This window comes from Streptomyces sp. NP160 (assembly GCF_006335115.1).
GTDB lineage: Bacteria > Actinomycetota > Actinomycetes > Actinomycetales > Quadrisphaeraceae > Quadrisphaera.
On sequence record NZ_VDMJ01000068.1, the window covers coordinates 1 to 22,976 of the forward strand.

Consider the following 22,976-nt stretch of genomic DNA (forward strand, 5'->3'; position numbering starts at 1 on the left):
GGGTCGGTGGGTCGGCCGGTCATGGTGACCCTGTGGGAGCGCCGGAGTCATCGGCTGTGGCGAGGTGGTCCCGGCGGAGGTCAGTACCCGTCCGGCAGGGTCAGCCCGGACCTCGACGCCAGGGCGAGGGCGTCGGCGCGGTCCTCCGGCTGCGGCTCGTACCCCAGGTGGGCGCGCAGCTGCGACTCCGCACTCACGCACAGCACCTCCACGCCGTCGAGCAGCCCCGTGGTCGGGGGTCCGTGGTGGAAGGGCGGGTCGGGCGGGAACAGCTCCTGGTCTCCCCCGCCGTCGGCGGTCGGGGTGACGGGGTGCAGGTCCACCTCTCGGCCGTCGGGGTGCCGCACCGCCAGCGCTGTGGGCAGCCACTCCCTCAGGACGGCGAAGCCCGCGTCCGACAGCAGCCGCCGCGCCCGCGGGACGTCGGTGACGGGGAGGACGACGTCGAGGTCGGCGTGCGGCCGGGTCTGCTCACCGAGCAGGGCGTCGACGCCCCACCCGCCGTCGACCCAGAGCTTGATGCCCCCGCGCTCGAACAGGCGCAGCAGGCCGAGGGCGGCGGAGGCGGTCATCACGGGCCGATCCTGCTGCGGTGTGCGCCGAGGGCGCCACGGAGATCGGGTGCCGAGGGCGGGCCCCGCCCCGGGGAGCTGGTGGAGCACCGGGCGCTCTGGCCCCGCCGGGTCCAGAGACCCGCGCGTCGCGGACCCGCACGCACCTGCCATGATCCGGTCGGCCCCCGGTCCGGCACCGCGAGCGTGCAGCAGCACCGCGCTCGGCCGGAGGTGGCCAGGCGACGGCGAGGCGCGACGTGCAGATCGCAGCTGAGAAGTACGACCGGGGCCGGTTCCGCGTCCTCGCGGTGAGCGGCGAGGTCGACGTCTACAGCGCCCCGTCGCTGAAGGGACTCCTCGTCGACGTCATCGACAGCACCTCCGCCTCGCGCGGCCAGGACGGGTCCGAGACCCCGACCAACGGCGTCGTGCTGGACCTCTCGGGCGTCCCCTTCATGGACTCCGCGGGCCTGGGCGTGCTGGTGGGCGCGCAGCGCCGGGCGCACGGCGCCGGCCTCGCGCTGCGGCTCGCCGGTGGGTCGGCGCAGCTGCACCGGCTGCTCGCCATGACCGGGCTGGTCAAGGTCCTGCCGCCCTTCGCCGACGTGGCCGCCGCCACCGCCTGAGCCGGCCGGGCAGACCTGTCAGGCCGTGGCGCGACGGGCCGTCAGCGTCAGCACCGCGAGCACGGCGCAGACACCCGCCGAGACGCGGTCCAGCACCACCAGGCGCACCCGCCGCAGCACCCCGGACAGGCCCGCCCCGGCCAGCGCCCAGCAGCTGTCGAACACCGCGGCAGCAGCTACGAACAGCAGCCCCAGCACCGCCAGCTGCGCCCACGCCGGGCCTGCCGCGGGGTCGACGAACTGCGGCAGGAACGCCACGAGAAACAGCGCGGTCTTGGGGTTGAAGACACCCACCAGCAGGCCGCGACGCGCTGACAGGTGCAGCGGCCCGCTCCCCTGCTGCGACGCCGCGCCGGTCCTGAGGTCGGCCAGCGTCCCCTGGGAGCGCGACCGGAGCGCCTTCAGCGCCAGCCAGAGCAGCCAGACCGCCCCCGCGACCTTCACGGCGGTGAAGGCGGTGGCGGAGGCGGCGACCAGCGCCGACAGGCCGACCGTGGCGGCCAGCACGTGCACGGCGTTGCCCACCTCCACCCCGGCGGTGGCGGCCAGACCGTGCGCGCGGCCGTGGCGCAGGGAGACGGCCAGGACGACGGCGACCGCCGGTCCGGGGAACGCGGCCAGGGGCAGGGCGGCGGCCAGGAGGAGCAGCACCGTGGAGGTGGTCAGCACCCGCGCAGTCCGGCCCTGGCGCCCACGTCGCGGCAGGGGTCGACGGCGACTTCGCCGACCCCGTCCGTCGACGCCTGCGCGCGCGGGGTGGCAGCATCGGCGCTGGTCCGGGGTGGTCCGGGTCGCACCGGCCTGGTCAGCGCCGGACGGCGGGTGACGGGAGGGTGCATGGAGGTCGGCGACCGCTTCGGCGGCTACCGGCTCGACGCGCAGCTCGGCCGCGGCGGCATGGGCGTGGTGTACGAGGCGTACGACACCGTCCGCGAGCGCCGCGTGGCGCTGAAGGTGCTGGTGCCGCACCTCGCCGACGACGAGACCTTCCGGGCGCGGTTCCTGCGCGAGGCGCGCACGGTGGCGGGCCTGAGCAGCCCGCACACGGTGCCGGTGCACGACTTCGGGGTGCTCGACGGGCACCTGTTCCTGGACATGGCGCTGGTCGACGGCAGCGACCTGGCGGTGCTGCTGTCGCGCGGCCCCCTCTCGCCGGTGCGCGCGGTGGGGATCACCGAGCAGGTGGCCGACGCCCTCGACACCGCGCACGAGCGCGGGCTGGTGCACCGCGACGTCAAGCCGGCCAACGTGCTGCTGGCCCGGCGGCGCCCTGACCAGCCGGACTTCGCCTACCTGTCGGACTTCGGGCTGGCCCGCTCGACGTCGGGGAACGACGGCCTGACGGCCACCGGCACGGTGGTGGGCACCGCGGACTACATGAGCCCCGAGCAGATCGAGGGCCGCCCGGTCGACGCCCGCAGCGACGTCTACGCGCTCGGCTGCCTGCTGTTCCACTGCCTCGCCGGGCGCCCTCCCTACACCGGCTCCAACCAGGTGCTGGTGCTGGACGCCCACCGCACCGCCATCCCGCCGGCGCTGCCGGCGGGCGGCACCTGGGGGGACCTCGACGCCGTCATCGCCCGGGCCCTGGCCAAGGACCCGGCCGACCGGTACGGCTCGGCGGGGGCCCTCGCCTCCGCCGCGCGCAGCGCTCTCGCCTCCGCCGCCGCCAGCGGCGCAGCGCCGACGGCGGTCGGTGTGCGCACCGCTCCGACCCCCGCCGTCTCCGAGCCGGTCGCGGCTGCGCAGCCGGACCCGGGCTCCGCCGGCCTGCAGCACCTGCAGCACCAGATGGCGCAGGCCTCACCCACGGGCACCGTCGGCGCGCCGCGCCGGAGGGGGCCGGGGCGGGGCGCGGTCGTCGGGATCGTGCTGGGGGCGGTGGCGCTGGTCGTCGTCCTCGGGGGTCTGGCGGCGCTGGCGCTGGGGGTCGCGCTGGGCGGCGGCTCGTCGTCGGCGGCGACCGGGTCCGGCACCGCCACCGGGTCGAGCTCCGCGACCGGCGGCGCCACCTCCGGTGGGGGTCCGGCACCAGCGGACCCGCGGCTCGGAGCCACCGCCGCCGACGAGGTGCTGCCCGAGGACGCCGCGCTCCTGGAGCAGCTGCCCCGCGAGCTGACCGGGTGCCGCTCCGCCGCGCTCGACGCCTACGGGGGGCAGACCGCGGTGGCCGCCGTCGCCTGCTCCGCCCAGAGCCTGTCAGGGGCCCGCGTCAACGTGCTCCAGTTCGCCGACGAACCCGCCCGCGACGCCGCCTTCGGCGAGTACGCCGGCCTCTCCGCGGAGCCGAGCGGCACCGACCGCTGCCCCTCGGCCGACGGCTCCGGGCCGTGGAGCGCTCCCGACGGCTCCAACCGCGGGCAGGCGGTCTGCTACGTCGTCCCCGACCCCGGGTCCACCGACGGCGACGACCTCGCCGTCATGGCGTGGTCGGTGACCGGGCAGAGCTTCTTCCTCACCGTCCACGACCCCAGCCGCCCCGACCTCTCCACCCTCTACGCCTGGCAGCAGCAGCACGCCTCGCACTACGCCGCCGCGCCCTCGACGCCCGCAGCGTCGGCCTGAGCGGCCGCAAGCGTCTCGCCAGCAGGCTGCAAGCGGCCCGGCCCACCCTCCTGCCCAGACCCGGGCGGCGTCCCGGACGGCGCAGCAGGCGTGACGGCGGGCGGGGCCCGCGGACGAGGAGCGAGACGTGGACATCGGGCAGCAGTTCGGCGGCTACCGCATCGAGGCGCGGGTGGGCCGCGGCGGCATGGGGGTGGTGTACGAGGCGTACGACACCGTCCGCGAGCGCCGCGTGGCGCTCAAGGTGCTCTCCCCCGAGCTCGCCGACGACGAGGGCTACCGGGCGCGGTTCCTGCACGAGGCGCGCACGGTGGCCGGCCTGAGCAGCCCGCACGTGGTGCCGGTGCACGACTTCGGCGTGGTGGACGGACGGCTGTTCCTCGACATGGCGCTCATCGACGGCAAGGACCTCGCGGCGCTGCTGGCCGCCGGGCCGGTGAGCGCGGCGCGTGCGGTGGGGATCGTCGAGCAGGTGGCCGACGCCCTCGAGGTCGCCCACGAGCGCGGGCTGGTGCACCGCGACGTCAAGGCCGCCAACGTGCTGGTGGTGCGCCGCCGCGCGGACCAGCCCGACTTCGTCTACCTGTCCGACTTCGGCCTGGCCCGCTCCACCTCCCCGGCGGCCGGTGCGGCCGGGCTGACGGCCGTCGGCACGGTGGTCGGGACGGCGGAGTGCATGAGCCCGGAGCAGATCGAGGGCCGCCCCGTGGACGCCCGCAGCGACGTCTACGCGCTCGGGTGCCTGCTGTTCCACTGCCTCACCGGCGCCGCGCCGTTCACGACGACGAGGGACGGCCGTCCCGCCAGCGCCATCAGCGTGCTGGACGCCCACCGCGCCGCGCCGGTGCCCCTGCTGCCGCCGGGCGGCCCGTGGGGCTCGCTGGACCTGGTGCTGGCCACGGCGATGGCCAAGGACCCCGCGCACCGGTACGCCAGCGCCGCGGCCCTGGCACGCGCGGCCCGGGAGGCGCTGTCGGGAAGCCCCGTGAGCAGCCCCGTGAGCGCCCGGGCGGCGGCTCCGGTCTTCGCGCACGCCGCCGCCGGTGCCCCTGCACCCGGTGCTCCTGCGGCCGGCGCCGGCTCGGCCCCCGGCGTCGACACGGCCGAGACCATGGCCGCCCCCGCCCGCACGGTGCCGGCCACCACCGCTGCCGGCACCGCTGCCGGCGCCGCGGGTGGTGCCTTCGGACCGGCCTACGGCGGCCCTGCGCCGCTCGCAGCCGCGGCCGGCGCCCCGCCCGTCCCCCCGGCGCCGACCCCGCCGCAGCCCGGCCCGGCGATCCCGCAGCCGGGCGGCCACACCGTCCAGCCGGCGCCGCAGGGGCGCAGGGGGCTAGGCCCCGGGGCGGTCGTCGGGATCGTCGGAGGCGGCCTCGCCCTGCTCGGCCTGGTCGCGGCCGGCGGCCTGCTCGCGGCGGGTGCGCTCTCCGACGACGAGCCGGCCGCCGCCTCCTCGCGCACGCCGGAGCCGGCCGCGAGCGCGCCCGCGTCACCGTCGTCGTCCCCGTCCTCGTCCTCCAGCGCGTCCCCGAGCACGCCGGCCACGCCCGCGCCGCCGGCGATGGTCCCCAACCCCGCGCTGGGCGCCACGACCACCACGGCGATGGACCAGTGGCACCAGGCGCTGCTGGCGGCGCTGCCCCGTGAGCTCAACGACTGCCAGCCGATCGACCGCGACGAGGTGGGCGGCATCGCGGCCACCGCGGCCGTCAGCTGCCTGGGCACCAACCTGCCCGGCGGTGAGGTGTACGCCATGTCCTACCCCGACGAGGCCACCCGCGACCGCGCCTTCAACGCCTGGGCTGGGATGGACACCAACACCAACGGGGAGTGCCCCAACAACAGCGGCGCGGGCCCGTGGAAGACGCCGTCGGGTGCTGTCGGCGGGACCGCGGCCTGCTACCAGGTCTTCGACGACCCGGAGGACCCGGACTCGACCTCGCACGCCGTCATGGCGTGGACGGTGGCGGGCCAGCCGGTGTTCCTCACCGCCTTCGACCCGTACAGCAGCCTCGTGCCGCCGCTGCTGCAGTGGCAGCAGGCCCACGCGGCGGACTACGCCACCACGGTCCCGGCCACCGCTGCGCCGTCCGCTGCGGCCAGCGAGGTCTGAGCCGCCACGACCCTCGCGAACCCCACCCGTCCCATCTGCCACACCCGTCGCCACCTGCAGCAACACGCCGGCGGCGCGCTCCCGCGGCGCGCCGCCGGACGGCGTGTCTGCGACGGATCCGCTCACGGACGACCTAGCGTCGTGATCACGGACCCACCGTCCGCGGACGACCAGGAGGCAGTTGTGGCACGCGAGCGGGCGATCGACCTGACGGCCCTCGTCGAGGGGGCACGGCCCGAGCAGGGCCGCGTGCCCACCCCGCGCTTCCCCTCCTGGGAGGACCTCGGGCTGCAGGGCACCCCGACCGCCGCGGCGGCCGCCGACGTGCTGGCGGCGCCCGCGACCCGCCGCCGCGACCTCCGCGCCGGGGGGACCGCCCCCGTCGCCGCCGAGACCCGCTGGGTCTCGCCGCTGGAGCACGCCGACGAGCGCTACGACAGCGGCTACGACAGCCGCTACGACGACCGCTACGACGACCGCTACGACGACCGCTACGACGACCGCTACGACGACCGGGCCCCCCACGCGCAGCGATACGGGTACGTCGAGGAGCAGGTGCCCGCCCAGGACTGGTACGACGACGACGCCTACGCGCACCTCCCGGCGCCGGCCCGCACCCCCCGCGCGGCGGCCCACGAGCTGCCGCACGAGCTGCCGCTGCCCGCGGACGCCGAGGCGGACCTGCCCTACGAGGAGGCCCCCCGCCGCCAGCGCCCCCCGGTGCTCACGTGGCTGCTGGTGGCGGCCGCGCTGGTGCTCACCGGCATGGTCGGCTACCTGCTCGGCGCGAGCGGTCCCGCCGCCGAGCTGGCGTCGGCGCGCTCGGCGCTGTCGTCCGCGCAGCAGGCGCAGCAGTCGGCTGAGCAGCAGCTCGCCGCTGCGCAGCAGGCGCAGGCCACCGTCCAGGACGCCGCGCAGGACGCCACCGCGGCGGGCAGCGCCTCGCTGGACGCTGCGCAGGAGCCGGCGAAGGCCGTGGCGAGCGCCACCGCCAAGGCCTCGGCCAAGGCGTCGGCCGCGCCCTCCGCCAGCGCTCAGCCGGCCACCGCCGACGCCGCGGGCGTCTCCCCGGGCAGCGGCTCCGCCGAGGCGCCGGCCGCCTCGAAGGCGCCGTCGAAGGCCCCGTCCAGCGACGAGGGCACCGGCAGCGGCTCCGGCTCCGCGGGGTCGGAGGACTCCGGCTCGATCGGCACCGACCCGGCCGCCCCCGCCGCCGACCCGGTGGGCTGACCAGCCCCTGGAGCACCGGCTGCGCCACCTGCCGCTGGGTCAGAGGAGCAGGGCGCGCACCGCGTCGAGGTCGTCGGCGTCCGCCGCGGTCTTGTCGGGGCGGTAGCGCAGCACCCGCGCGAAGCGCAGCGCCACGCCCCCCGGGTAGCGGCTGCTGCGCTGAGCGCCGTCCAGGGCCACCTCCACCACCAGCTCCGGGCGCAGCACCACGCCCCAGCGCGGCTCGTCGGCCGCGAGCTGCGGGAAGGTGGCCGTCTGCCAGGCCAGCAGCTCGTCGGTCATCCCCTTGAAGGTCTTGCCGACCATCACCGGCGGCCCGCCCGCGGGGTCCCGGGCGCCGAGGTGGATGTTGGACAGCGTCCCGGTGCGCCGCCCGTAGCCCCACTCCGCGGCCAGCACCACGAGGTCGAGCGTGTGCACGGGCTTGACCTTCTGCCAGGCCTTCCCGCGGCGACCCGCGGCGTAGGCGGAGGCGAGGTCCTTGACCACCACGCCCTCGTGGCCGTCCGCCAGCGCCCCCGCCAGCGCCTGCTCGGCGGCCGCGGCACCGGGCCGCCGCACCCCCGGCATCCGCAGGGCTGCGTGCTCCGGCGCGGCCAGCAGCGCGTCCAGCGCCGCGAGCCGCTCCTCGAGCGGCTCGTCGAGTAGGTCGCGCCCGTCCACGTGCAGCACGTCGAAGAAGAACGGGCTCAGCAGGACCCGCGCCGCGTCGTCGTCCTCGGCTCCCGGCGCGCTGCCGAAGCGGCTCATCGTGTCCTGGAAGCGGCGGGGGCGGCCGTCGTCGTCCAGCGCCAGGGTCTCCCCGTCGAGCACCGCGGCCTCGCACGGCAGGGCGAGCACGGCGGCGGCGATCTCAGGCACCCCGTCGGTGATCTCGCGCAGGGTGCGCGTCCAGACCCGCACCGGCGGGGTCGCCGACCTGTCGAGGTGCACCTGGATGCGGGCCCCGTCCAGCTTGGGCTCGACGACGACGTCGGCGCCCAGGGCGGTCAGCGCGTCGGCCACGGTGCCGCCGGGGCTGGCGAGCATCGGCGCCACCGGGGTGCCGACCCGCAGCCGCACCTGCCCCAGCGCGTGCGCCGCCGCGTCGGGTCCGCCACCGGCAGCGCCGGCGGCCAGGGCCGTCGCGGCGGTGGCGGACAGGCTGCCCGACAGCATCGCCGCGCGGCGCACGGCGGCGGCCGGCGCGCCCGAGGCGGCGGCCACGGCGTCCAGCACCACGCCCTCCAGGGCGCCCTGCCGCAGCTCGCCGGTGACGAGCCGCACGAGGAAGCTCCGCTCGGCGTCCGTGGCGACGGCGAAGAGCTCGTCCAGCAGCGCCTCGCGCCGCGCGGCCGAGCCCGCGCCGGAGGTGGCGGCGAGCCGCTCGAGGGCGTCGTCGACGGCGAGCACCTCCAGCCGCGGCTCGGCGGCACCGGTGCCACCGGCCCGGCCGGCGAGGGTGCGCCAGCCGACGCCCAGCTTGCGCTGGCGAGCCTCCCCCGCCAGCCAGCTGGTCACCACGGGGACCTCGGACGGCGCTGCGGCGCGCAGCACCCGCGCCACCTCCTGGGCCTTCGCGGAGCGGGAGCGGGTGGCGGCCACGGCCGCCGACGCGGCGACCACCTCGGCGAGCAGCACCCGCCGATCGTCGCAGCGCCGCAGCAGGTCAGCGCGCCGGCGAGCGGGGACCGCTCGGCCGGGTGGGCGAGCGGACTGCGGCGAACGGATGGCGGTCGAGGGCGCCCCCTCAACCAGCGCTGGACCGTCCCCGATCCAGCCAGCGACCGTGTCCGCCCCGAGAGGACGACCGACTGATGAGCAGCACCACCGAGACCGTGCGCACCGCGGTCGTCCCGCGCCAGCGGCGCGACCTGACCGGCTTCGACTTCGTCGCCGTCGACGTCGAGACCTGGAACGGCCGCACCGGGTCCATCTGCGCGGTCGGCCTGGCCGTGGTCCGCGGCGGCGTCGTGGTCGACGAGTACGAGGCGCTGTGCCACCCGGCCGCGGCGCTGGGCGAGGCCGACTACCGCCACATGGCCGCCAACCGGCTGCAGCTGGGCGACATCTACCACGCGCAGACCTTCACCGAGCTGTTCGAGACCGTCAGCGCCTTCGTGGGCGACCTGCCCGTGGTGGCGCACCAGGCCCCGGCCGACGCCGCGCACCTGGCGAGGGCGTGCGAGGTCGCCGGCCTGGACGCTCCGGCGTGGGAGTGGCACTGCACCGAGGCCATCGCCCGCAAGGCGCTGGACCTGCCCAGCTGGGCGCTGCCCGACGTCGCCGCGGCGCTGCAGCTGGCGCGCTTCCCGCTGCACCAGTCCGGTGCGGAGGCCCGCGCCACCGCGTCCGTGCTCCTGGGCCTGGCCGCGAGGACCGGCGCCGTCCGCCTGGGGCACCTGCCCCGCTGAGCCGGCGACCCCACAGGGCCGCCAGCCGGCCTCGTCGTGCAGGAGACCCGCCCCGGAGCCCCCGGGTGCGGGTCTCCTGCACGGTCAGGGTGGGGTCGGACCGCGCATCGTGTCGAGCAGCACGCCGCTGACCAGCGTCATGAGCGCCCCGGGGCTGCCGTCGTCGGGGACGCCGTCCCAGGCGACGGGCTCACCGCGCTCGGCGCCCACGGGGTAGAGGCTGACGCCCCAGCTGCGGTGCTCCGCGCGGCGGGCGGCCAGGCAGCCGTCCACCTCCGTGATGACGAGGGCCTGCCCGTCGTCGAGCGTGACCTCGATGGCGCGCAGCTCGTCGCCGTCGTGGGTGAGGGCCGCCTCGAGGCCGGCGCGGTCGAGGAGCTGCAGCACGTCGCCGTACTCCCCGTGCCCACCGGACGGCGCCGGGGGTGCGGTGGGGGGCGTCGTCGCCCCGTCGCGAGTCACCCGCCCCACCCTGCCGCACGCCCCCCGTCCTGGCGACCGCGCACGGCGGTGCGGCGCTCCCCTGCGAGGGTCAGGACGACGACGGCGACCAGCCGAGCGCCGGCCCCAGCGAGGCCGCGAGGTCGATGAGGATCTGCTCGTAGTCGGCGGCGGCGAAGGTGAACGGCAGCGCGAACACCGCCTCCTCCACCGCTCGGAAGCCGGCGTGCTCCCAGAGCCGCTCGGCGATCTCGGCGCTGGAGCCGACGAGGTCGCGCGCGAAGAGCAGCCGCGCCGGACCCTGCGGCCTGGCGGTCCGGGCGTCGCGGGAGGCGGCGTACTCGCGGTACCTGGCGGCCTGGGCCGGGGTGGCCGAGTCGGTGGGGATGACGACGAGGCCCTGCGAGACGCGCCCGGCCCCTCCCCCGGCGCGGTAGGCCTCCACGTGGGCTGCCTGGACGGCGCCGAAGTCCCAGGCGTGGTCCTCCTCGGGCCCGGCGCCCGGGCGCTGGCCGACGCCGTCCTCCGCCCTCACCACCGAGGAGAGCAGCAGGTTCAGGCCCTGCTCCCCCGCCCACCGGGCCGAGGAGGTGCTGCCGACACCGCACCACGTGCGCCCCACCAGCCCCGGCGAGTGCGGCTGCACGCGGTCGGAGAACACCTCGACGCCCAGCGCGGCGCGGGTGCCGGCGGGCTCCCCGCGCAGCAGCGCGAGCAGGCGCTCGCCGCGGCGGTGGGAGAAGTCCTCGACGTCGGCGGTGTCGGGGTAGAGCGCCTGGCGGACGTCGTCGAAGCGCATCGGGGTGCCGGTGGAGAAGCCGGGGTTGAGGCGGCCGCCGGAGAGCACGTCGACCGTGGCCCAGTCCTCGGCGACGCGCAGCGGGTTCTCCCAGCCGAGCGGGGTCACCGCCGTCCCGAGCTCGATGCGGGTGGTGCGCTGGGTGGCGGCAGCGAGCACCGCGACGGGCGAGGAGATGCCGGGCTGCAGGTGGCGGTGGCGCAGCCACGCGGAGTCGAACCCGAGGCGCTCGCCCAGCTCGATGACGCGCAGCACCTCCTCGTGCCCGGGGCCCGGGTCGTCCTCGGAGAAGGTCCCGATGGTGAGGAAGCCGAGCCGGCGCAGCGGCTCACCCGGGTGCGGCACGCCGCTCACGCTAGCCCCCGCCCCGCGGCACCGACGACGGCGAGGAGGGGCCCGACGAGGGGGTGCTGCTCGCGCCCGGACGCCGCCGCCGGCCCCGTGAGCACGAGGCGGCGGCGCAGCTCGGGCAGCAGCGGCAGCAGCCGCGCGTCCGGCGGCACGAGCGACGCGGAGAGCTCGGGCACCACGGCCACGCCGTCGCCGCGCGCCACCATCGCCAGCAGCGACGGGAGCCCGGCCACCTCCGCCACGGGGCGGAACGGCAGCCCCGTGGTGCGGTGCAGGGCGCGCAGCTGCACCTGGCAGCCGCCGCCGCTGGAGAGCAGCCGGTCGGCGGCGAGCTCCGCCAGGGACACCACGGGCTGCTCGGCGAGCGGGTGCCCGGCCGGCAGCACGGCGCACAGCAGGTCACCCGGCAGCTCGACGGCACCGGGACCGAGGTCGCGCTGGTCGGGGTCCACCAGGACGGCGACGTCGGCCAGGCCCGCGTCGAGCCAGTCCGGCATCTCGGGGTCGTCACCCTCGAGCACCTCGACGGTGACCGCTGGCAGCGCCTCGGCGAGGCGGCGCAGCAGCTGCGGCACCAGCCCTGCGCGCACCGACGGGACGACGGCGAGGCGCACCGCCCCGTGCGGCGCTCCGCGGTGCTCGGCGGCCGCGGCCGTCAGCCCCGCCAGCGCGTCCAGGGCAGCGCGGGCGTGCGGGAGCAGGGCCCGCCCCATCGGCGTCAGGGCCACGGCCCCTGCCCCGGCGCGCCGGTCGAGCACCGGGGCGCCCACCTCGGCCTCGAGCGCCTTCACCGTGCCGGAGACCGCCGGCTGGGACACGCGCAGCGCGTCGGCCGCTGCCGAGAACGAGCCGTGGCGCGCGACGGCGTCGAGCGCGCGCAGCTGGGCCAGGGTCACCGCCATCAGAAGATCTTATGGCTCAGCGGCCCGGCTTCTTCGACGCGCAGCGCTCCGCTGCCCAGACTGGACGTCCGTGAGCACCACCTCCTCCCCCTCCCGGTCGGCGCGCTCCACCCGGCCGGGCTCCCCCGCCGGGCCCCGCGCCGGCGTGCTGGCCGCCTACGCGGCGCTGGCCCTCACGTGGGGCAGCAGCTTCCTGCTCATCAAGGTGGCGCTGGGTGGCTTCACCGTGGGCGGCGTCGCCGTGGGGCGGATCGTGCTGGGGGCGGCGGCGCTCGCCGTCCTCGTGGTCGTCTCGCGGACCCGGTGGCCGCGGGAGCGCTGGCTGTGGGGGCACCTCGCGGTGGTGGGGGTGCTGCTGTGCCTGGCGCCGTTCCTGCTGTTCTCGTGGGCGGGCGAGCACCTGCCGTCGGGGCTGTCGGCGATCCTCAACGCCACCACGCCGATCTGGACGGCGCTGGCCGTCACCGCGGCCGTGCGCAGCGAGCGGCTCACGCGCGGCCAGGGAGCCGGGGTGGCGCTCGGGGTGGTGGGCGTCGCGGTCGTCATGGGGCTCTGGCGCGTGGTGGGCGACGCCTCCTTCGCGGCCTCGGTGCCCGCGCAGCTCGCCTGCCTCGGCGCGACCGCCTGCTACGGCGCGGGCTTCGCGTGGATGCGGCGCTTCGTCACCGGCCGGCACGGGCACGGAGCGCTGGCGGTCGCGGCCGGGCAGGTGGGGTCGGCGGCGGTGCTCGGGCTGCTGCTCTCGCCGGTGCTCGTGCCGCAGCTGGTCGCGGGCGGTGGGCCGCTGGGCGGCGTCGGCGTCGCGCCGGTGCTGGCGCTGGTGGGGCTCGGGGTGCTGGGCACGGGGGTGGCCTACGTCTGGAGCACGTTCGTGCTGGTGGAGTGGGGTTCGCTGGCGGCCTCGAGCGTCACGTACCTCACGCCGGTGGTCGGAGTGCTGGCCGGTGTGCTGGTGCTGGGCGAGCGGATCACCTGGAACGAGCCGGTGGGCGCGCTCGTGGTGGTGGTGAGCGTGCTGCTGGTCCAGAGGCGCTGGCCCCGCCCCCGCACCCCCCGTCCGTGATCACGGAGGGGTGGGGTCGTCAGAGGGCGGCGCGCAGGGCGTCGAGCAGGCGGGTGACGTCCTCGTCGGAGGTGTACGGCGCGGTGCCCACGCGGATGCCGGGACCGTCCAGCGCCCCCGCCCGCTGCAGCGCGCGGTAGGGCTCCTCGGCGTAGAACCAGCCGGCCGGCGCGAGCACCCGCTGCTCCGCGAGCGCCGCGGACACGGCGGCGGCGTCGCGGCCGGGGGTGGAGAAGTACAGCGTGGGCGTGCGGTCGGCGGCGCGGGAGTGCACGACGACGGCGCCGCGGTCGGCGAGCTCGGCAAGCCCCGCCTCGATGCGCCCGCGCAGCCGGTCCTCGTGGGCCTCGGCGGCGGCGCTCGAGGCGGCGAGGCGCTCCCGCCGGGTCCCCGGCGCGGCGACCAGCCCCGCCAGCGCGTCGACGGCCGCCGTGACCCCGGCGAGCTGCTCGTAGGGCAGCGTGCCGAGCTCGAAGCGCTCCGGGACGGCGTCGGTGGACGGGACCAGCTTGTCGGGGTGGAGGGTCTCCAGCAGGGCCGGGTCGGCGGCGAGGACGCCGCAGTGCGGGCCGAGGAACTTGTACGGCGAGCACACCCAGAGGTCGGCGCCGGACCGGCGCAGCGACGGGAGCTCGTGCGCGGTGGCGTGCACGCCGTCCACCCACAGCAGGGCGCCCACGGCGTGGGCGGCGTCGGCGATGCGGCGCAGCGGCGGGCGCGTGCCGAGGAGGTTGGAGGCGCCGGTGACCGCGACGAGCCGGGTGCGCTCGGAGAGCACGCCGCGCAGCCCGGGCGCCTCGCCGTCGTCGTCGAGCACCAGCTCGGACGTCTCGGCGTCGAGGTCGAGCCAGCGCACCACGGCGCCCGCCCGCTCGGCGGCCTGCACCCAGGGGCGGACGTTCGCGTCGTGGTCGAGGCGGGAGAGCACCACCTCGTCACCCGGCCGCCACGTGCGCGCCAGCGCCCGGGAGAGGTCGTAGGTGATGGCGGTGGCGGAGCGGCCGTGGACGACGCCGCGGGGGTCGGCGTCGAGCAGGTCGGCGGCGGCGGCACGGAAGTCGGCGACGCACCTCTCGGCCAGGCGCTGCGACGGGGAGGTGGCCCCGCGGTTGGACAGCGGCCCGGTGAGCGCCGCGGCCACGGCCTCGCCGACCTCGCGCGGCGTCTGCGTGCCGCCGGGCGCGTCGAACAGCGCCCACCCGGCGCCGGGCCCGGCCGGGTCGAGGGACGGGAAGCGTGAGCGGAGGGCGTCGACGTCGAGCGCGGAGGGGCGGGCGGCCTGGCTGGCGGCGGTCACCCGAGCATCCTGGCCCCCGCGGTCAGCGCCACCACGGCCAGGTCCCCGGGGCACCGGGAGGTGGCCGACCGCCCATGATCACGGGCGGGGGCGGTCACCAGGGCCAGGGGGACGGCCAGCGGCGGCGCTCGGCGTCGGCGCGCTGCCACCGCTCCTGGGCCACGTCGGCCTCCACCCGCGCCGCGGCCAGCTCCCCCAGCAGCTCGGGGAAGTCGCGGCAGCGGTACTCCAGCGCCAGCACCCGGTCCTGGGCGGTCCGCAGCGCGCGGTGGCAGCGGCGCTCCTCGTCCTCGGCGGCGCGCCGCAGCCGGTCGCTCTCGGTGCGGTGCGCGCGCTCGCGCGCCAGCCGCTCCTGCTCGTCGCGGCGGCGGCGGTCCTCGTCCTCGCGCTCCCTGCGCCGGCGCTGCTCGTCGACCTGGCGCCGCTCGGCCTCCTCCAGCGCCCGCCGCCGGTGCTCGGCGTCGGTGCGGCGGCGCTCCTCCTCGCGGCGCAGCTGCTCCTCGCGGCGCCGGCGCTCGTCCCACGTCATCGTGACCCGCCCCCTCGCGGCACCCACCCCCACGGCTGCCGCGTCGCAGCGTGCCACTCGCGCCTGCCCATGACGACCCGGGCGCCTGCACGACTCCTCCACACCTCCGGCACAGCGCGTCCGCCACCCGGCGCGCCCGCGTCCCTAGCCTTCGGGACGTGGTCACCGCCCAGCAGCCCCCACCAGTCACCCGCCGCGCGCAGGTGGTCGTGGTGGAGGACGAGCCCGCCATCGCCGGCGCCGTCGCCGCGCGCCTGCGCGCCGACGGCCACGACGTCACCCTCGCCGGTGACGGCCCGGCCGGTGTCGCGGTGTGCCAGCGGGTGCGCCCCGACCTCGTGGTGCTCGACCTCATGCTCCCCGGCTTCGACGGCTACGAGGTGTGCCGCCGGATCCAGTCCGGCCCGGACCCGCTGCACGCGGCGGTGCTCATGCTCACCGCCCGCGACGACGAGGCCGACCTCGTGCTCGGCCTGCGCCTGGGCGCCGACGACTACCTCACCAAGCCCTTCAGCCCCCGCGAGCTGTCCGCGCGCGTCGCGGCGCTGCTGCGCCGCGCGGCCCGCTCCACCCCCGCCCCGACGACGACGGGCGCCGCTGCGCGGCAGTCCCCCCGGCTGCGCCTGGGCGAGGTCGCGGTGGACGTCGAGTCCCGCCTGGTCCACCGGGGCGCGCACGTCGTGCACCTGACGCCCACCGAGTTCGACCTGCTGGTGCGCCTCGCGGAGCGCCCCGGCGCCGTGGTCTCGCGCGAGCAGCTGCTCACCGACGTCTGGGGCTGGCGCGACCTCGACGGCCGTCGCGGCGGCGCTGAGGCGTCGACGACCACCCGCACCGTCGACAGCCACGTCGCGGCCCTGCGGCGCAAGCTCGGCGACGACGTCGTCAGGACCGTCCACGGCGTCGGCTACGCCGGAGCCCTCCCCGGACCGGCGTCCACCCCGTGAGCCTGGACAGCCCCCTGGCCTGGGTGACGTCGATCAAGGCCAAGCTCGGCGCGGTGGTGCTCGGCTCGGTGGTGGCGGGCCTGGCCGGCGGGGCGTTCCTGCTGCTGCAGGGCTTCCGCATGCGCTACTCCCTCGTCATCGCCGTGGTGGTGTCCGTGGTGGTCATCCAGCTGCTGGCCCGCGGCGTCACCGCCCCGCTGCGGGAGATGGCCGCGGCCGCCGGGCGCATGGCCCGCGGCGAGCACGGCGTGCGCGTCAGCCCCGCCGGCCGGGACGAGGTGGGCCAGCTCGCCGCGGCGTTCAACTCGATGGCCGCGGAGCTGGAGCGCACGGACGCCCAGCGCCGCCGCCTGGTCGCCGACGCCAGCCACGAGCTGCGCACCCCGCTCACCGCGCTGCAGGCGCAGCTGGAGAACCTCGCCGACGGCGTCACCGAGCCCGACCCGGCCGCCCTGGAGGTGGCCCTCGCCCAGACGCAGCGCCTGTCGCGCCTCGTGGCCCAGCTGCTGGACCTGTCCCGCCTCGAGGCCGGCGAGGTGCCCCTGCACCGGCGGCCGGTGGTGGTGCGCGACCTCCTCGAGGCCGCCGCCGCCGAGGCGCGGGCGCAGTGCGCGGCGCTCGGCCGCGACGTGGCCGTGGTGGTCGGTGTCGAGGAGCGCGACGACGACGGCGGGGGCCTCGTGCTCGACGCCGACCCCGAGCGCCTCGCGCAGGTGCTCGCCAACCTCCTCGACAACGCCACCCGCCACTCCCCCGCCGGCTCCGCGGTGCGCGTCACCGGCAGGGCGGCACCGCCGGGCGAGCGCCCCGGGGTGGTGCTCGAGGTGCGCGACGCGGGACCCGGCGTCGACCCCGCCGACCGCGAGCGCGTCTTCGACAGGTTCGCCCGCACCGACACCTCCCGCGCCCGCTCCGCCGGCCAGACCGGCGGCAGCGGCCTGGGCCTGGCGATCGTGCGGTGGGTGGTGGACCTGCACGGCGGGTCCGTGCGCATCGCCGACCCCGACGACGGCCCCGCCGGCCTGCAGCCCTCCGGCGGCTGCCGCGTGGTGGTCACCCTCCCCGCCTGACCCCGCCGCTCCACCCGCTCCCCGTGATCATGGGCACCCGGCCACCACGGGGGCCACCACCCGCCTGCCCCCCGGAGGTCCGCCGTGCCCGCACCCGCCCCCGCCGAAGCCCCGGCACCGCTCCCGAGGCCGGGCCGGGACCTGCTCCCCCACGCACCCGCCGCCCCGGCACGGGCGCTCCTGGCGGTCGCCGCGGTCGCGGCGCTGGCCGCCCGCGTGCTCGTCGGTGAGCGCCCCGGGCTGGGCCTGGCGGTGCTCGCGCTGGCCGTCGCCGTCGCCGTCCTGGTGGTCCACCGACCGGCCCGGCCGACGGGCTGGCAGCGGGTGCACGGCACGGCGGCCGTGCTCCTCGCGAGCTCCGCGGCGCTGCGCGACGCCGGGTGGGTGGTGGCGCTGGACCTGCTCGCCGCGCTCGCCCTCGCCGCCCTGGCGCTGGCGCCCGCCGGCCCGCGGCGGGCGTGGAGCGCGGTGGTCCTCGCCCCGGTGCGCCCGCTGGCGCGGATCGGCCCCGGCGCCGGGTGGACAGCCCGCGGGGTGCGCCGCCTGCTGCTCCTGCGCGCGGCGCGTCCCCGACGGGGCGCGCAGCGGTGGCCGTGGCTGGTGCCGTCGACGCGCGCGGCGGCGCTGACGGCCGTGCTGCTGGTGGTCTTCGTCCCGCTGCTGTCCAGCGCCGACACCCGCTTCGCCGCCCTGCTCGACGCGCTCACCGGCAGCGCAGGCACCTGGCTCGCAGACGCTGCGTCGCAGCTGGTGCGAGCGCTGCTCGGCTCCCGCCCGGACCTCGTGGTGGGCCGCGTCGTCGTGTTCGCCCTCGCCGCGGTGGCCGTCTCGGCGGCGCTGCGCACCGCGTGGGACTCCGCACGCCGCGACCCCGCCGCCGACGGCCGTGCGGCCGTCGACGGCCGGCCGCCGCGCCCGGCCCTGACCCGCCGCGTGGAGTGGCTGCTGCCGCTGGGCGCCCTCGACGCGCTGTTCGCGTCGTTCCTGCTGGTGCGCCTCACCGCCCCGGGGGTCGCGCAGACCGCCGGTGCCACGCTGGCCGGGCAGGTGCACGCGGGGTTCGCGCAGCTGGTGGTCGCCACGGCGCTGGTGCTCGCCGTCGTCGCCCTGGCGGTGCGGTGGACGCCCATGACGGCCGGGCCGCGCGCCGCCCTGGCGCTGCTGTGCCTGCTGTCCCTCGGCCTGGACGCCGCGGCGCTGGCGGACCTGCGCGCCTACGTGGACGCCTACGGCCTGACCCGGCTCCGCATCGGCGTGGCCGTGGTCTGCGCCGGGCTCGCCGGGCTGCTGGTGCTGCTGCTCGTCGCCGGGGCGCGCTGGCAGCGCCGCCGCCGCCAGCCGTGGGTGCCGCACGCCGCGGTGGCCGTGGCCGCCGCGTGCCTGCTCGCCCTGACCGCCGCCGACCCCGACGCCGCGATCGCCCGCGCCCAGCTGGCCCGCCCCGACGCCGACACCCGGTACCTGGCCACGCTGTCGGCCGACGCCGGCCCCGTGGTCGCCGAGGCCCTGCGCCGGCGCCCGGGCGCCCTCGGAGCCGACGGACCGTGCGTGCTCGCCCGGCTCACCGGTGCGCTGGCGGACCCGCAGGACGACGGCGAGGGGTGGCCGTCCGCCAGCGCCTCGCGCGCCCGCGCCGCGCAGCTCGCCGCCGCCCAGCGCTCCGGTCAGCTGCCCGCGTGCTCCTCGGGCGCCTGGGGAGGCTGGGGAGGCTGACCCGGCGGGTGCTGCTCGCCGCGGCGCCACGCGACCAGCTCCTGCGCGGCCATCGCCCGCGCGTACAACCACCCCTGCACCTGCTGGGCGCCCAGCGCCCGCAGCGCCGCCGCCTGCTCGCTGCTCTCCACGCCCTCGGCCACGGCCACCAGCCCCAGGCTGCGGGCCAGCCCGATGACGGCGGAGGCGACCTGCGGGTGCCCCTGCGACAGCTCCAGCACGAACGACCTGTCCACCTTGAGCGAGTCCAGCGGCAGGGTGCGCAGCCGCGCCAGGGAGGAGTACCCGGTGCCGAAGTCGTCCAGGGCGATCCGCACGCCCATGGCGCGCAGTCGCAGCAGGCGCGCGCTGGCGGCGTCGCCGTCCTGCATCAGGGCGGTCTCGGTGACCTCCAGGCAGAGCCGCTCGGGCGGCAGCCCCGTCTGCGCCAGCACCGCGGCGACGTCGTCGACGAGGTGGGGTGAGCACAGCTGGATGGCGGAGAGGTTGACGTTGACGGCCCGCGGCGCCAGGTCACCGAGCTCGGCGTCCCACCGCAGCGCCTGCCCGCAGGCCTCCCGCAGCACGAACAGCCCGACCGCGTCGATGAGGCCGTTCGCCTCCGCGGTCTCCACCAGCAGGTCCGGCGGCACCAGTCCGCGCTGCGGGTGGCGCCAGCGCACCAGCGCCTCCACCGCAGGCAGTGCGCAGCGCTCCGGGCCGTCAGCGGCGTCGGCGACGTCCAGCACCGGCTGGTACTCCACGGTGAGGTGGCCCGCCGCGAGCGCCTCGCGCAGCTCCAGGGTGAGCACGAGCCTCTCGTGCGCGTGGGTCCGGGCGGCCTCGTCGCACAGCGCCACGCGGTCCCGGCCGGCGCGCTTGGCGCGGTACATGGCGATGTCGCAGTCGGCCAGGACGTCGTCGGGGGTGCGGTGGCGGTCGGTGGCGCGGGTCACGCCCACGCTGGCCGCGACGTCGAGGCGCACGCCGTCCAGCTCCACGCCCTCGCGCAGCCGGTCCAGCAGCTGCTCGCCGACGGCCAGCGCCGTCGGCTCGTCGGGGACGCCGTCGCACACCACCACGAACTCGTCGCCGCCCCAGCGGGACACCACGTCGCCGGCGCGCACCACCGAGCGCAGCCGCTCCGCGACGGCCACGAGGAGGCGGTCACCGGCGTCGTGGCCGAGGCTGTCGTTGATGACCTTGAAGTTGTCGAGGTCGAGGAACACGCAGGTCATGGACGAGCCCGCCGCAGCGGCGCTCCCGCCGGCCGCGGGTGCCAGGCGGGCGGTCATGGCCTCCACGAGGGCGGTGCGGTTGGGCAGCCCGGTGAGGGCGTCGTGCCGGGCCTGGTGGGCCAGCCGCTCCTCGAAGGCGCGCCGGTCGGTGAAGTCCTCCGCGGTGCCCACGAAGCCGGCGCCGTGGCCGGGGCTGGCGGTGGGCGACAGGCGCAGGTGCACCCAGCGCTGCTGGCCGTCGCTGCGGCGCAGGCGCACCTCCCCCGCCGACGGCGCACCGCCGAGGGCCCGCTCGACGCACTCCAGCACCGCGGGCAGGTCGTCATCGGCCACGCGGTCCACCCAGGCCGTGCCCAGCAGGTCGGACTGGGCCTCGCCGAGCAGGTCGCAGAACGCGTCGTTGACGTGAGCGAGGCGCAGACCGGCCTCGGAGATGATGGTCGGCACGGGGCTGTGCTCGACCAGCGCCGCGAAGCGCCGCTCCTGCGCGCCGGCGCGCTGCTGGGCGGCGCGCTCGGCGGGGGTGCCGACCGGCGCCAGCGACAGCGCCCACGTCCGGCCGGTGGAGGCGGGCAGCGCCTGCATCAGCACCGGCACCAGCGTGCCGTCGGCGGTGAGCACCTCCACGTGGGACCGGCCGGGCCGTCCGCGGCGCAGCACCTGCGGCTGCAGCTGGTCGGGCCCCAGCGGCGCGAGCAGCCGCACCACCGGCCGCCCGACGAGCTCACCGGCGCCGGCGCGCAGCAGGTCGTGGCAGGAGCGGTTGGCCCACAGCACGCGCGCCTGCTCCAGCGGCACCGCGGAGGCGCGCCGGCCGCGGCGCGGCGCGGAGGGGACCTCCACCACGAGCAGCGGGTCGGAGGCGGCCAGGCCGGCGTCCAGCAGGGTCCGCATCACCAGGCGCTCCTGCGCGGGCGTGGCCCGCCCCGCGGTGGCGACGAGCGAGAGCGGTACGACCTCAGCGCTCACGCCGCGCCCTGCTGCTGGTGCGCCGGGCCCTGCAGGACCCGGCGGACGTGGAACCCCATGGTGGTCCTCCCGGTGGTGCTCGAGCCCGCGTCCGTCGAGCTCGCACCCCTGGCATCGACACCCGGGCGCAGAACTCGAGCCCGCCCCGGGCACCGGCTCGCGGTTCCCACGTTCGGCCCCGTCCGCCCACCGCCGCCTGGCGACCCCCGCGCGGATCCCGCGATGATCACCCGGTGGGCTCCACCGACGACGACGAGCGCGCGGCCGCCCTGGTGGCGCTGCACGGCCACTACGGCGTCCACCCGGACACCGAGCCGGCCGCAGCGGCACTCCCTGCGGTGGCGCGGTGGCTGCTGGGCGGGCTCGTCGCCGTCGTCGTCCTCGGGGTGCTCGTCTGGGCCCTCGTGGCCGAAGGCGCCAGCCTGGTGGACACCGCGGTGCCGGGCGACGGGCTGGACGGCGTCCCGTGGGAGGTGCTCCTGCTGGTCGGGGCCTGCTTCCGGCTGGTGCGGTGGGTGCGCTCGGGCGCGCCGCACACGGAGGTCGGCGGTGACGGGCTCGTGGTGTCCTCCGGGCGCGGCCGGCGGCGGATCGGGTGGCACGACGTCGCCGCCGTGGTGCCGGCGCGGCGCTTCGCGTGGTGGCCGACGGCCGTGCTCACCGACGGCACGCGCGTGGAGCTGCCGGGGGTGCCCCCCGAGGTGGCCGCACGGCTGGCGGAGGTGCTCGGCGCCGCCACGCGGCAGCCGCCGCCCGCGAGGTCGCGTGACGACGACGCGGACGGCGGCTGGGACGGCCCGTTCCGGACCGGGAGCAGCGGCGGCTGAGGGTCGGCAGGAGTGGTCGTGCTCCCGCCGACCACGGCGGGAGGACTGCAGGACCGGGGACCCGCGCGCGGTTTCCACGTCCGGCCTCGTCTGGCCCACCGCCGCCTGGCGACCCCCGCGCGGAGCCCGCCATGATCACCCGGTGGGCTCCACCGACGACGACGAGCGCGCGGCCGCCCTGGTGGCGCTGCACGGCCGCTACGGCGTCCCCCTGGAGGTCTTCCCCGCGTCACCCTTGCTGTCGGTGCTGCCGGCAGCGGTCCAGCGGCGGCTGAGGAGCCTCCTCAGCGTCCTGGTCCCCGCCACCGGCCTCGTCGTCGCGCTCGGAGCGGTGGTCTGGGCGTTCGCGGCCGACGGCGGCTCCCTCACCAGGCAGGTGCTGACGGGCGGTGGCCTGACCGGCGTGCCCTGGGAGGCGCTCCTCGTCCTCGCCGCGGGGTGCGCGGTGCTCCGCTGGGGGCGGTCCGCGCAGACGCGCACGGTGGTCGACGCCGACGCGGTCGCGGTGACCTCGGGGCGCCGCGAGCGCCGCGTCGGGTGGGACGAGGTGAGCGGGGTCGAGCCGGCGCGGCGCTTCGAGACCTGGCCGACGGCCGTGCTCACCGACGGCACGCGCTTGGAGCTGCCGGGGGTGCCCCCCGAGGTNNCGTTCCGGACCGGGAGCAGCCGCGGCTGAGGGTCAGGGGGCCGTCGACCCGCTGGTGGCCGCGACGGAGATCAGCACGATGAGCCCGACGACGTAGAGCACGCCGAGCGCGGTGAAGACGATGCCGAGCCACATGCCGGCGGTCGCGAGCCCGCGGCCGCTGTTGCCGTTCCTGTCGATGTTCTTGCGCCCGATGATCCCGAACACGATGCCGAGCGGCGAGAACACGAACGCGAAGACGATGGCGAGGATCGCCATGGTCTCGGTGGGGCGCTGCACGGGGGCGGTGCCGTAGCCGTACTGGGTGGGCTGCTGGGACACGGTGTCTCCCTGGACGAGGACGCTGCGGGCGGTGCTGGGCAGCGCATCGTGGCGCAGCCGGTGCCTGGAGCACCAGCGGCCGCGCCGAGGTGCAGCCGACCGCCTCGGGCGCGTCAGGACGGAGTGGGCACCCCCCGGCGGCGGACCTGCTCCGACACCGCCGCACGCACGTCACCGCCGGTGCACGCCCCCTCGCGCAGGAGCACCGCGAGCAGCACCCGCGCCTGTCCCGCCCGCAGCAGGCCCGACGGCACGGCCCCGGCCGCGACGAGGTCGGCACCGCCTCCGCCGTCGCCGTAGGAGGCCACGACCGGCCCGTCGGGCACGCGGGTGGTGAGCACCACCGGCGCACCCGCGGCGGTGGCGCGCCGCACCGCCGCCACGACGGCCGCGGTGGCGTTGC

General features: G+C 77.9%; 21 protein-coding genes and 1 pseudogene. 11 read left to right on the forward strand and 11 right to left on the reverse strand.

Features of this window, described 5'->3' with window-relative positions; all coding sequences use genetic code 11:
• Positions 1 to 80: 80 nt before the first annotated feature.
• Positions 81 to 572: a nucleotidyltransferase domain-containing protein gene (locus tag FHN55_RS21790; RefSeq protein WP_180358010.1), complete on the reverse strand. Its 492-nt coding sequence runs from the start codon at positions 570 to 572 to the stop codon at positions 81 to 83.
• 239 nt (positions 573 to 811) lie between these two features.
• On the opposite strand from FHN55_RS21790, the gene FHN55_RS21795 reads away from it, so the two are divergent.
• Positions 812 to 1,180, forward strand: a complete 369-nt coding sequence (locus FHN55_RS21795) for an STAS domain-containing protein (protein WP_139714510.1) — start codon at positions 812 to 814, stop codon at positions 1,178 to 1,180.
• 18 nt (positions 1,181 to 1,198) lie between these two features.
• On the opposite strand, the gene FHN55_RS21800 is transcribed toward FHN55_RS21795, so the two are convergent.
• On the reverse strand, positions 1,199 to 1,849 hold the full coding sequence (locus FHN55_RS21800) for a LysE family translocator (protein ID WP_180358011.1): 651 nt from the start codon (positions 1,847 to 1,849) through the stop codon (positions 1,199 to 1,201).
• Positions 1,850 to 2,017: 168 nt separating this feature from the next.
• Between FHN55_RS21800 and FHN55_RS21805 the strand changes: the two genes are divergently transcribed.
• The 3 genes from FHN55_RS21805 (at position 2,018) to FHN55_RS21815 (ending at position 7,088) form a co-directional block, all read left to right on the forward strand.
• Positions 2,018 to 3,745: a serine/threonine-protein kinase gene (locus tag FHN55_RS21805; protein WP_139714512.1), complete on the forward strand. Its 1,728-nt coding sequence runs from the start codon at positions 2,018 to 2,020 to the stop codon at positions 3,743 to 3,745.
• A gap of 127 nt (positions 3,746 to 3,872) precedes the next feature.
• Complete coding sequence (locus FHN55_RS23365) at positions 3,873 to 5,858, forward strand: serine/threonine-protein kinase (RefSeq protein WP_218974921.1); 1,986 nt, start codon at positions 3,873 to 3,875, stop codon at positions 5,856 to 5,858.
• A gap of 183 nt (positions 5,859 to 6,041) precedes the next feature.
• Complete coding sequence (locus FHN55_RS21815) at positions 6,042 to 7,088, forward strand: hypothetical protein (RefSeq protein WP_139714513.1); 1,047 nt, start codon at positions 6,042 to 6,044, stop codon at positions 7,086 to 7,088.
• A 39-nt stretch (positions 7,089 to 7,127) separates the two neighbouring features.
• Here the strand turns inward: FHN55_RS21815 and FHN55_RS21820 are convergent, their stop codons facing one another.
• On the reverse strand, positions 7,128 to 8,708 hold the full coding sequence (locus FHN55_RS21820) for an ATP-dependent DNA ligase (protein ID WP_139714514.1): 1,581 nt from the start codon (positions 8,706 to 8,708) through the stop codon (positions 7,128 to 7,130).
• A gap of 176 nt (positions 8,709 to 8,884) precedes the next feature.
• On the opposite strand from FHN55_RS21820, the gene FHN55_RS21825 reads away from it, so the two are divergent.
• Positions 8,885 to 9,481 (forward strand): DNA polymerase III, encoded by a 597-nt coding sequence (locus tag FHN55_RS21825; protein ID WP_139714515.1) that lies wholly within the window; start codon positions 8,885 to 8,887, stop codon positions 9,479 to 9,481.
• An 84-nt stretch (positions 9,482 to 9,565) separates the two neighbouring features.
• Here FHN55_RS21825 and FHN55_RS21830 read toward each other — a convergent pair whose 3' ends face one another.
• From FHN55_RS21830 to FHN55_RS21840, 3 genes are all read right to left on the reverse strand, one after another.
• A complete protein-coding gene (locus FHN55_RS21830; RefSeq protein WP_139714516.1) occupies positions 9,566 to 9,943 on the reverse strand; it encodes a hypothetical protein in 378 nt (125 codons plus the stop codon).
• 70 nt (positions 9,944 to 10,013) lie between these two features.
• Positions 10,014 to 11,066 carry an LLM class flavin-dependent oxidoreductase gene (locus FHN55_RS21835; protein ID WP_139714517.1) on the reverse strand — a complete coding sequence of 351 codons (1,053 nt, stop codon included), beginning with the start codon at positions 11,064 to 11,066 and terminating at the stop codon, positions 10,014 to 10,016.
• A gap of 5 nt (positions 11,067 to 11,071) precedes the next feature.
• Positions 11,072 to 11,974, reverse strand: coding sequence for a LysR family transcriptional regulator (locus tag FHN55_RS21840; protein ID WP_139714518.1), 903 nt, complete (start codon positions 11,972 to 11,974; stop codon positions 11,072 to 11,074).
• 70 nt (positions 11,975 to 12,044) lie between these two features.
• Here FHN55_RS21840 and FHN55_RS21845 point away from each other — a divergent pair, with 70 nt between their 5' ends.
• Positions 12,045 to 13,037 carry a DMT family transporter gene (locus FHN55_RS21845; protein ID WP_139714519.1) on the forward strand — a complete coding sequence of 331 codons (993 nt, stop codon included), beginning with the start codon at positions 12,045 to 12,047 and terminating at the stop codon, positions 13,035 to 13,037.
• 19 nt (positions 13,038 to 13,056) lie between these two features.
• Here the strand turns inward: FHN55_RS21845 and FHN55_RS21850 are convergent, their stop codons facing one another.
• Both FHN55_RS21850 and FHN55_RS21855 read right to left on the reverse strand, forming a co-directional pair.
• Entirely contained in the window at positions 13,057 to 14,334 is a 1,278-nt protein-coding gene (locus FHN55_RS21850) for a cysteine desulfurase-like protein (RefSeq protein WP_139714520.1), read from the reverse strand.
• A 94-nt stretch (positions 14,335 to 14,428) separates the two neighbouring features.
• A complete protein-coding gene (locus tag FHN55_RS21855) occupies positions 14,429 to 14,863 on the reverse strand; it encodes a hypothetical protein (protein WP_139714521.1) in 435 nt (144 codons plus the stop codon).
• Between the two features lie 158 nt (positions 14,864 to 15,021).
• On the opposite strand from FHN55_RS21855, the gene FHN55_RS21860 reads away from it, so the two are divergent.
• The 3 genes from FHN55_RS21860 (at position 15,022) to FHN55_RS21870 (ending at position 18,593) form a co-directional block, all read left to right on the forward strand.
• Positions 15,022 to 15,810: a response regulator transcription factor gene (locus tag FHN55_RS21860; RefSeq protein ID WP_218974922.1), complete on the forward strand. Its 789-nt coding sequence runs from the start codon at positions 15,022 to 15,024 to the stop codon at positions 15,808 to 15,810.
• Positions 15,807 to 16,880, forward strand: coding sequence for a cell wall metabolism sensor histidine kinase WalK (locus FHN55_RS21865; protein ID WP_139714522.1), 1,074 nt, complete (start codon positions 15,807 to 15,809; stop codon positions 16,878 to 16,880). The genes FHN55_RS21860 and FHN55_RS21865 overlap by 4 nt, the downstream gene beginning before the upstream one ends.
• A gap of 84 nt (positions 16,881 to 16,964) precedes the next feature.
• Complete coding sequence (locus FHN55_RS21870) at positions 16,965 to 18,593, forward strand: DUF4153 domain-containing protein (protein ID WP_139714523.1); 1,629 nt, start codon at positions 16,965 to 16,967, stop codon at positions 18,591 to 18,593.
• On the opposite strand, the gene FHN55_RS21875 is transcribed toward FHN55_RS21870, so the two are convergent.
• Complete coding sequence (locus FHN55_RS21875; RefSeq protein WP_139714524.1) at positions 18,545 to 20,779, reverse strand: bifunctional diguanylate cyclase/phosphodiesterase; 2,235 nt, start codon at positions 20,777 to 20,779, stop codon at positions 18,545 to 18,547. The genes FHN55_RS21870 and FHN55_RS21875 overlap by 49 nt on opposite strands.
• Before the next feature lie 233 nt (positions 20,780 to 21,012).
• Between FHN55_RS21875 and FHN55_RS21880 the strand changes: the two genes are divergently transcribed.
• A complete protein-coding gene (locus FHN55_RS21880; protein ID WP_139714525.1) occupies positions 21,013 to 21,606 on the forward strand; it encodes a PH domain-containing protein in 594 nt (197 codons plus the stop codon).
• Positions 21,607 to 21,748: 142 nt separating this feature from the next.
• Positions 21,749 to 22,251, forward strand: a 503-nt coding sequence (locus FHN55_RS21885) for a PH domain-containing protein (RefSeq protein ID WP_218974923.1), incomplete at its 3' end; no start/stop codon positions are given.
• 34 nt (positions 22,252 to 22,285) lie between these two features.
• Here FHN55_RS21885 and FHN55_RS21890 read toward each other — a convergent pair.
• A complete protein-coding gene (locus FHN55_RS21890; RefSeq protein ID WP_218974924.1) occupies positions 22,286 to 22,573 on the reverse strand; it encodes a DUF4190 domain-containing protein in 288 nt (95 codons plus the stop codon).
• Between the two features lie 113 nt (positions 22,574 to 22,686).
• A pseudogene (locus FHN55_RS23020) lies at positions 22,687 to 22,976 on the reverse strand (asparaginase); the annotation flags it as partial.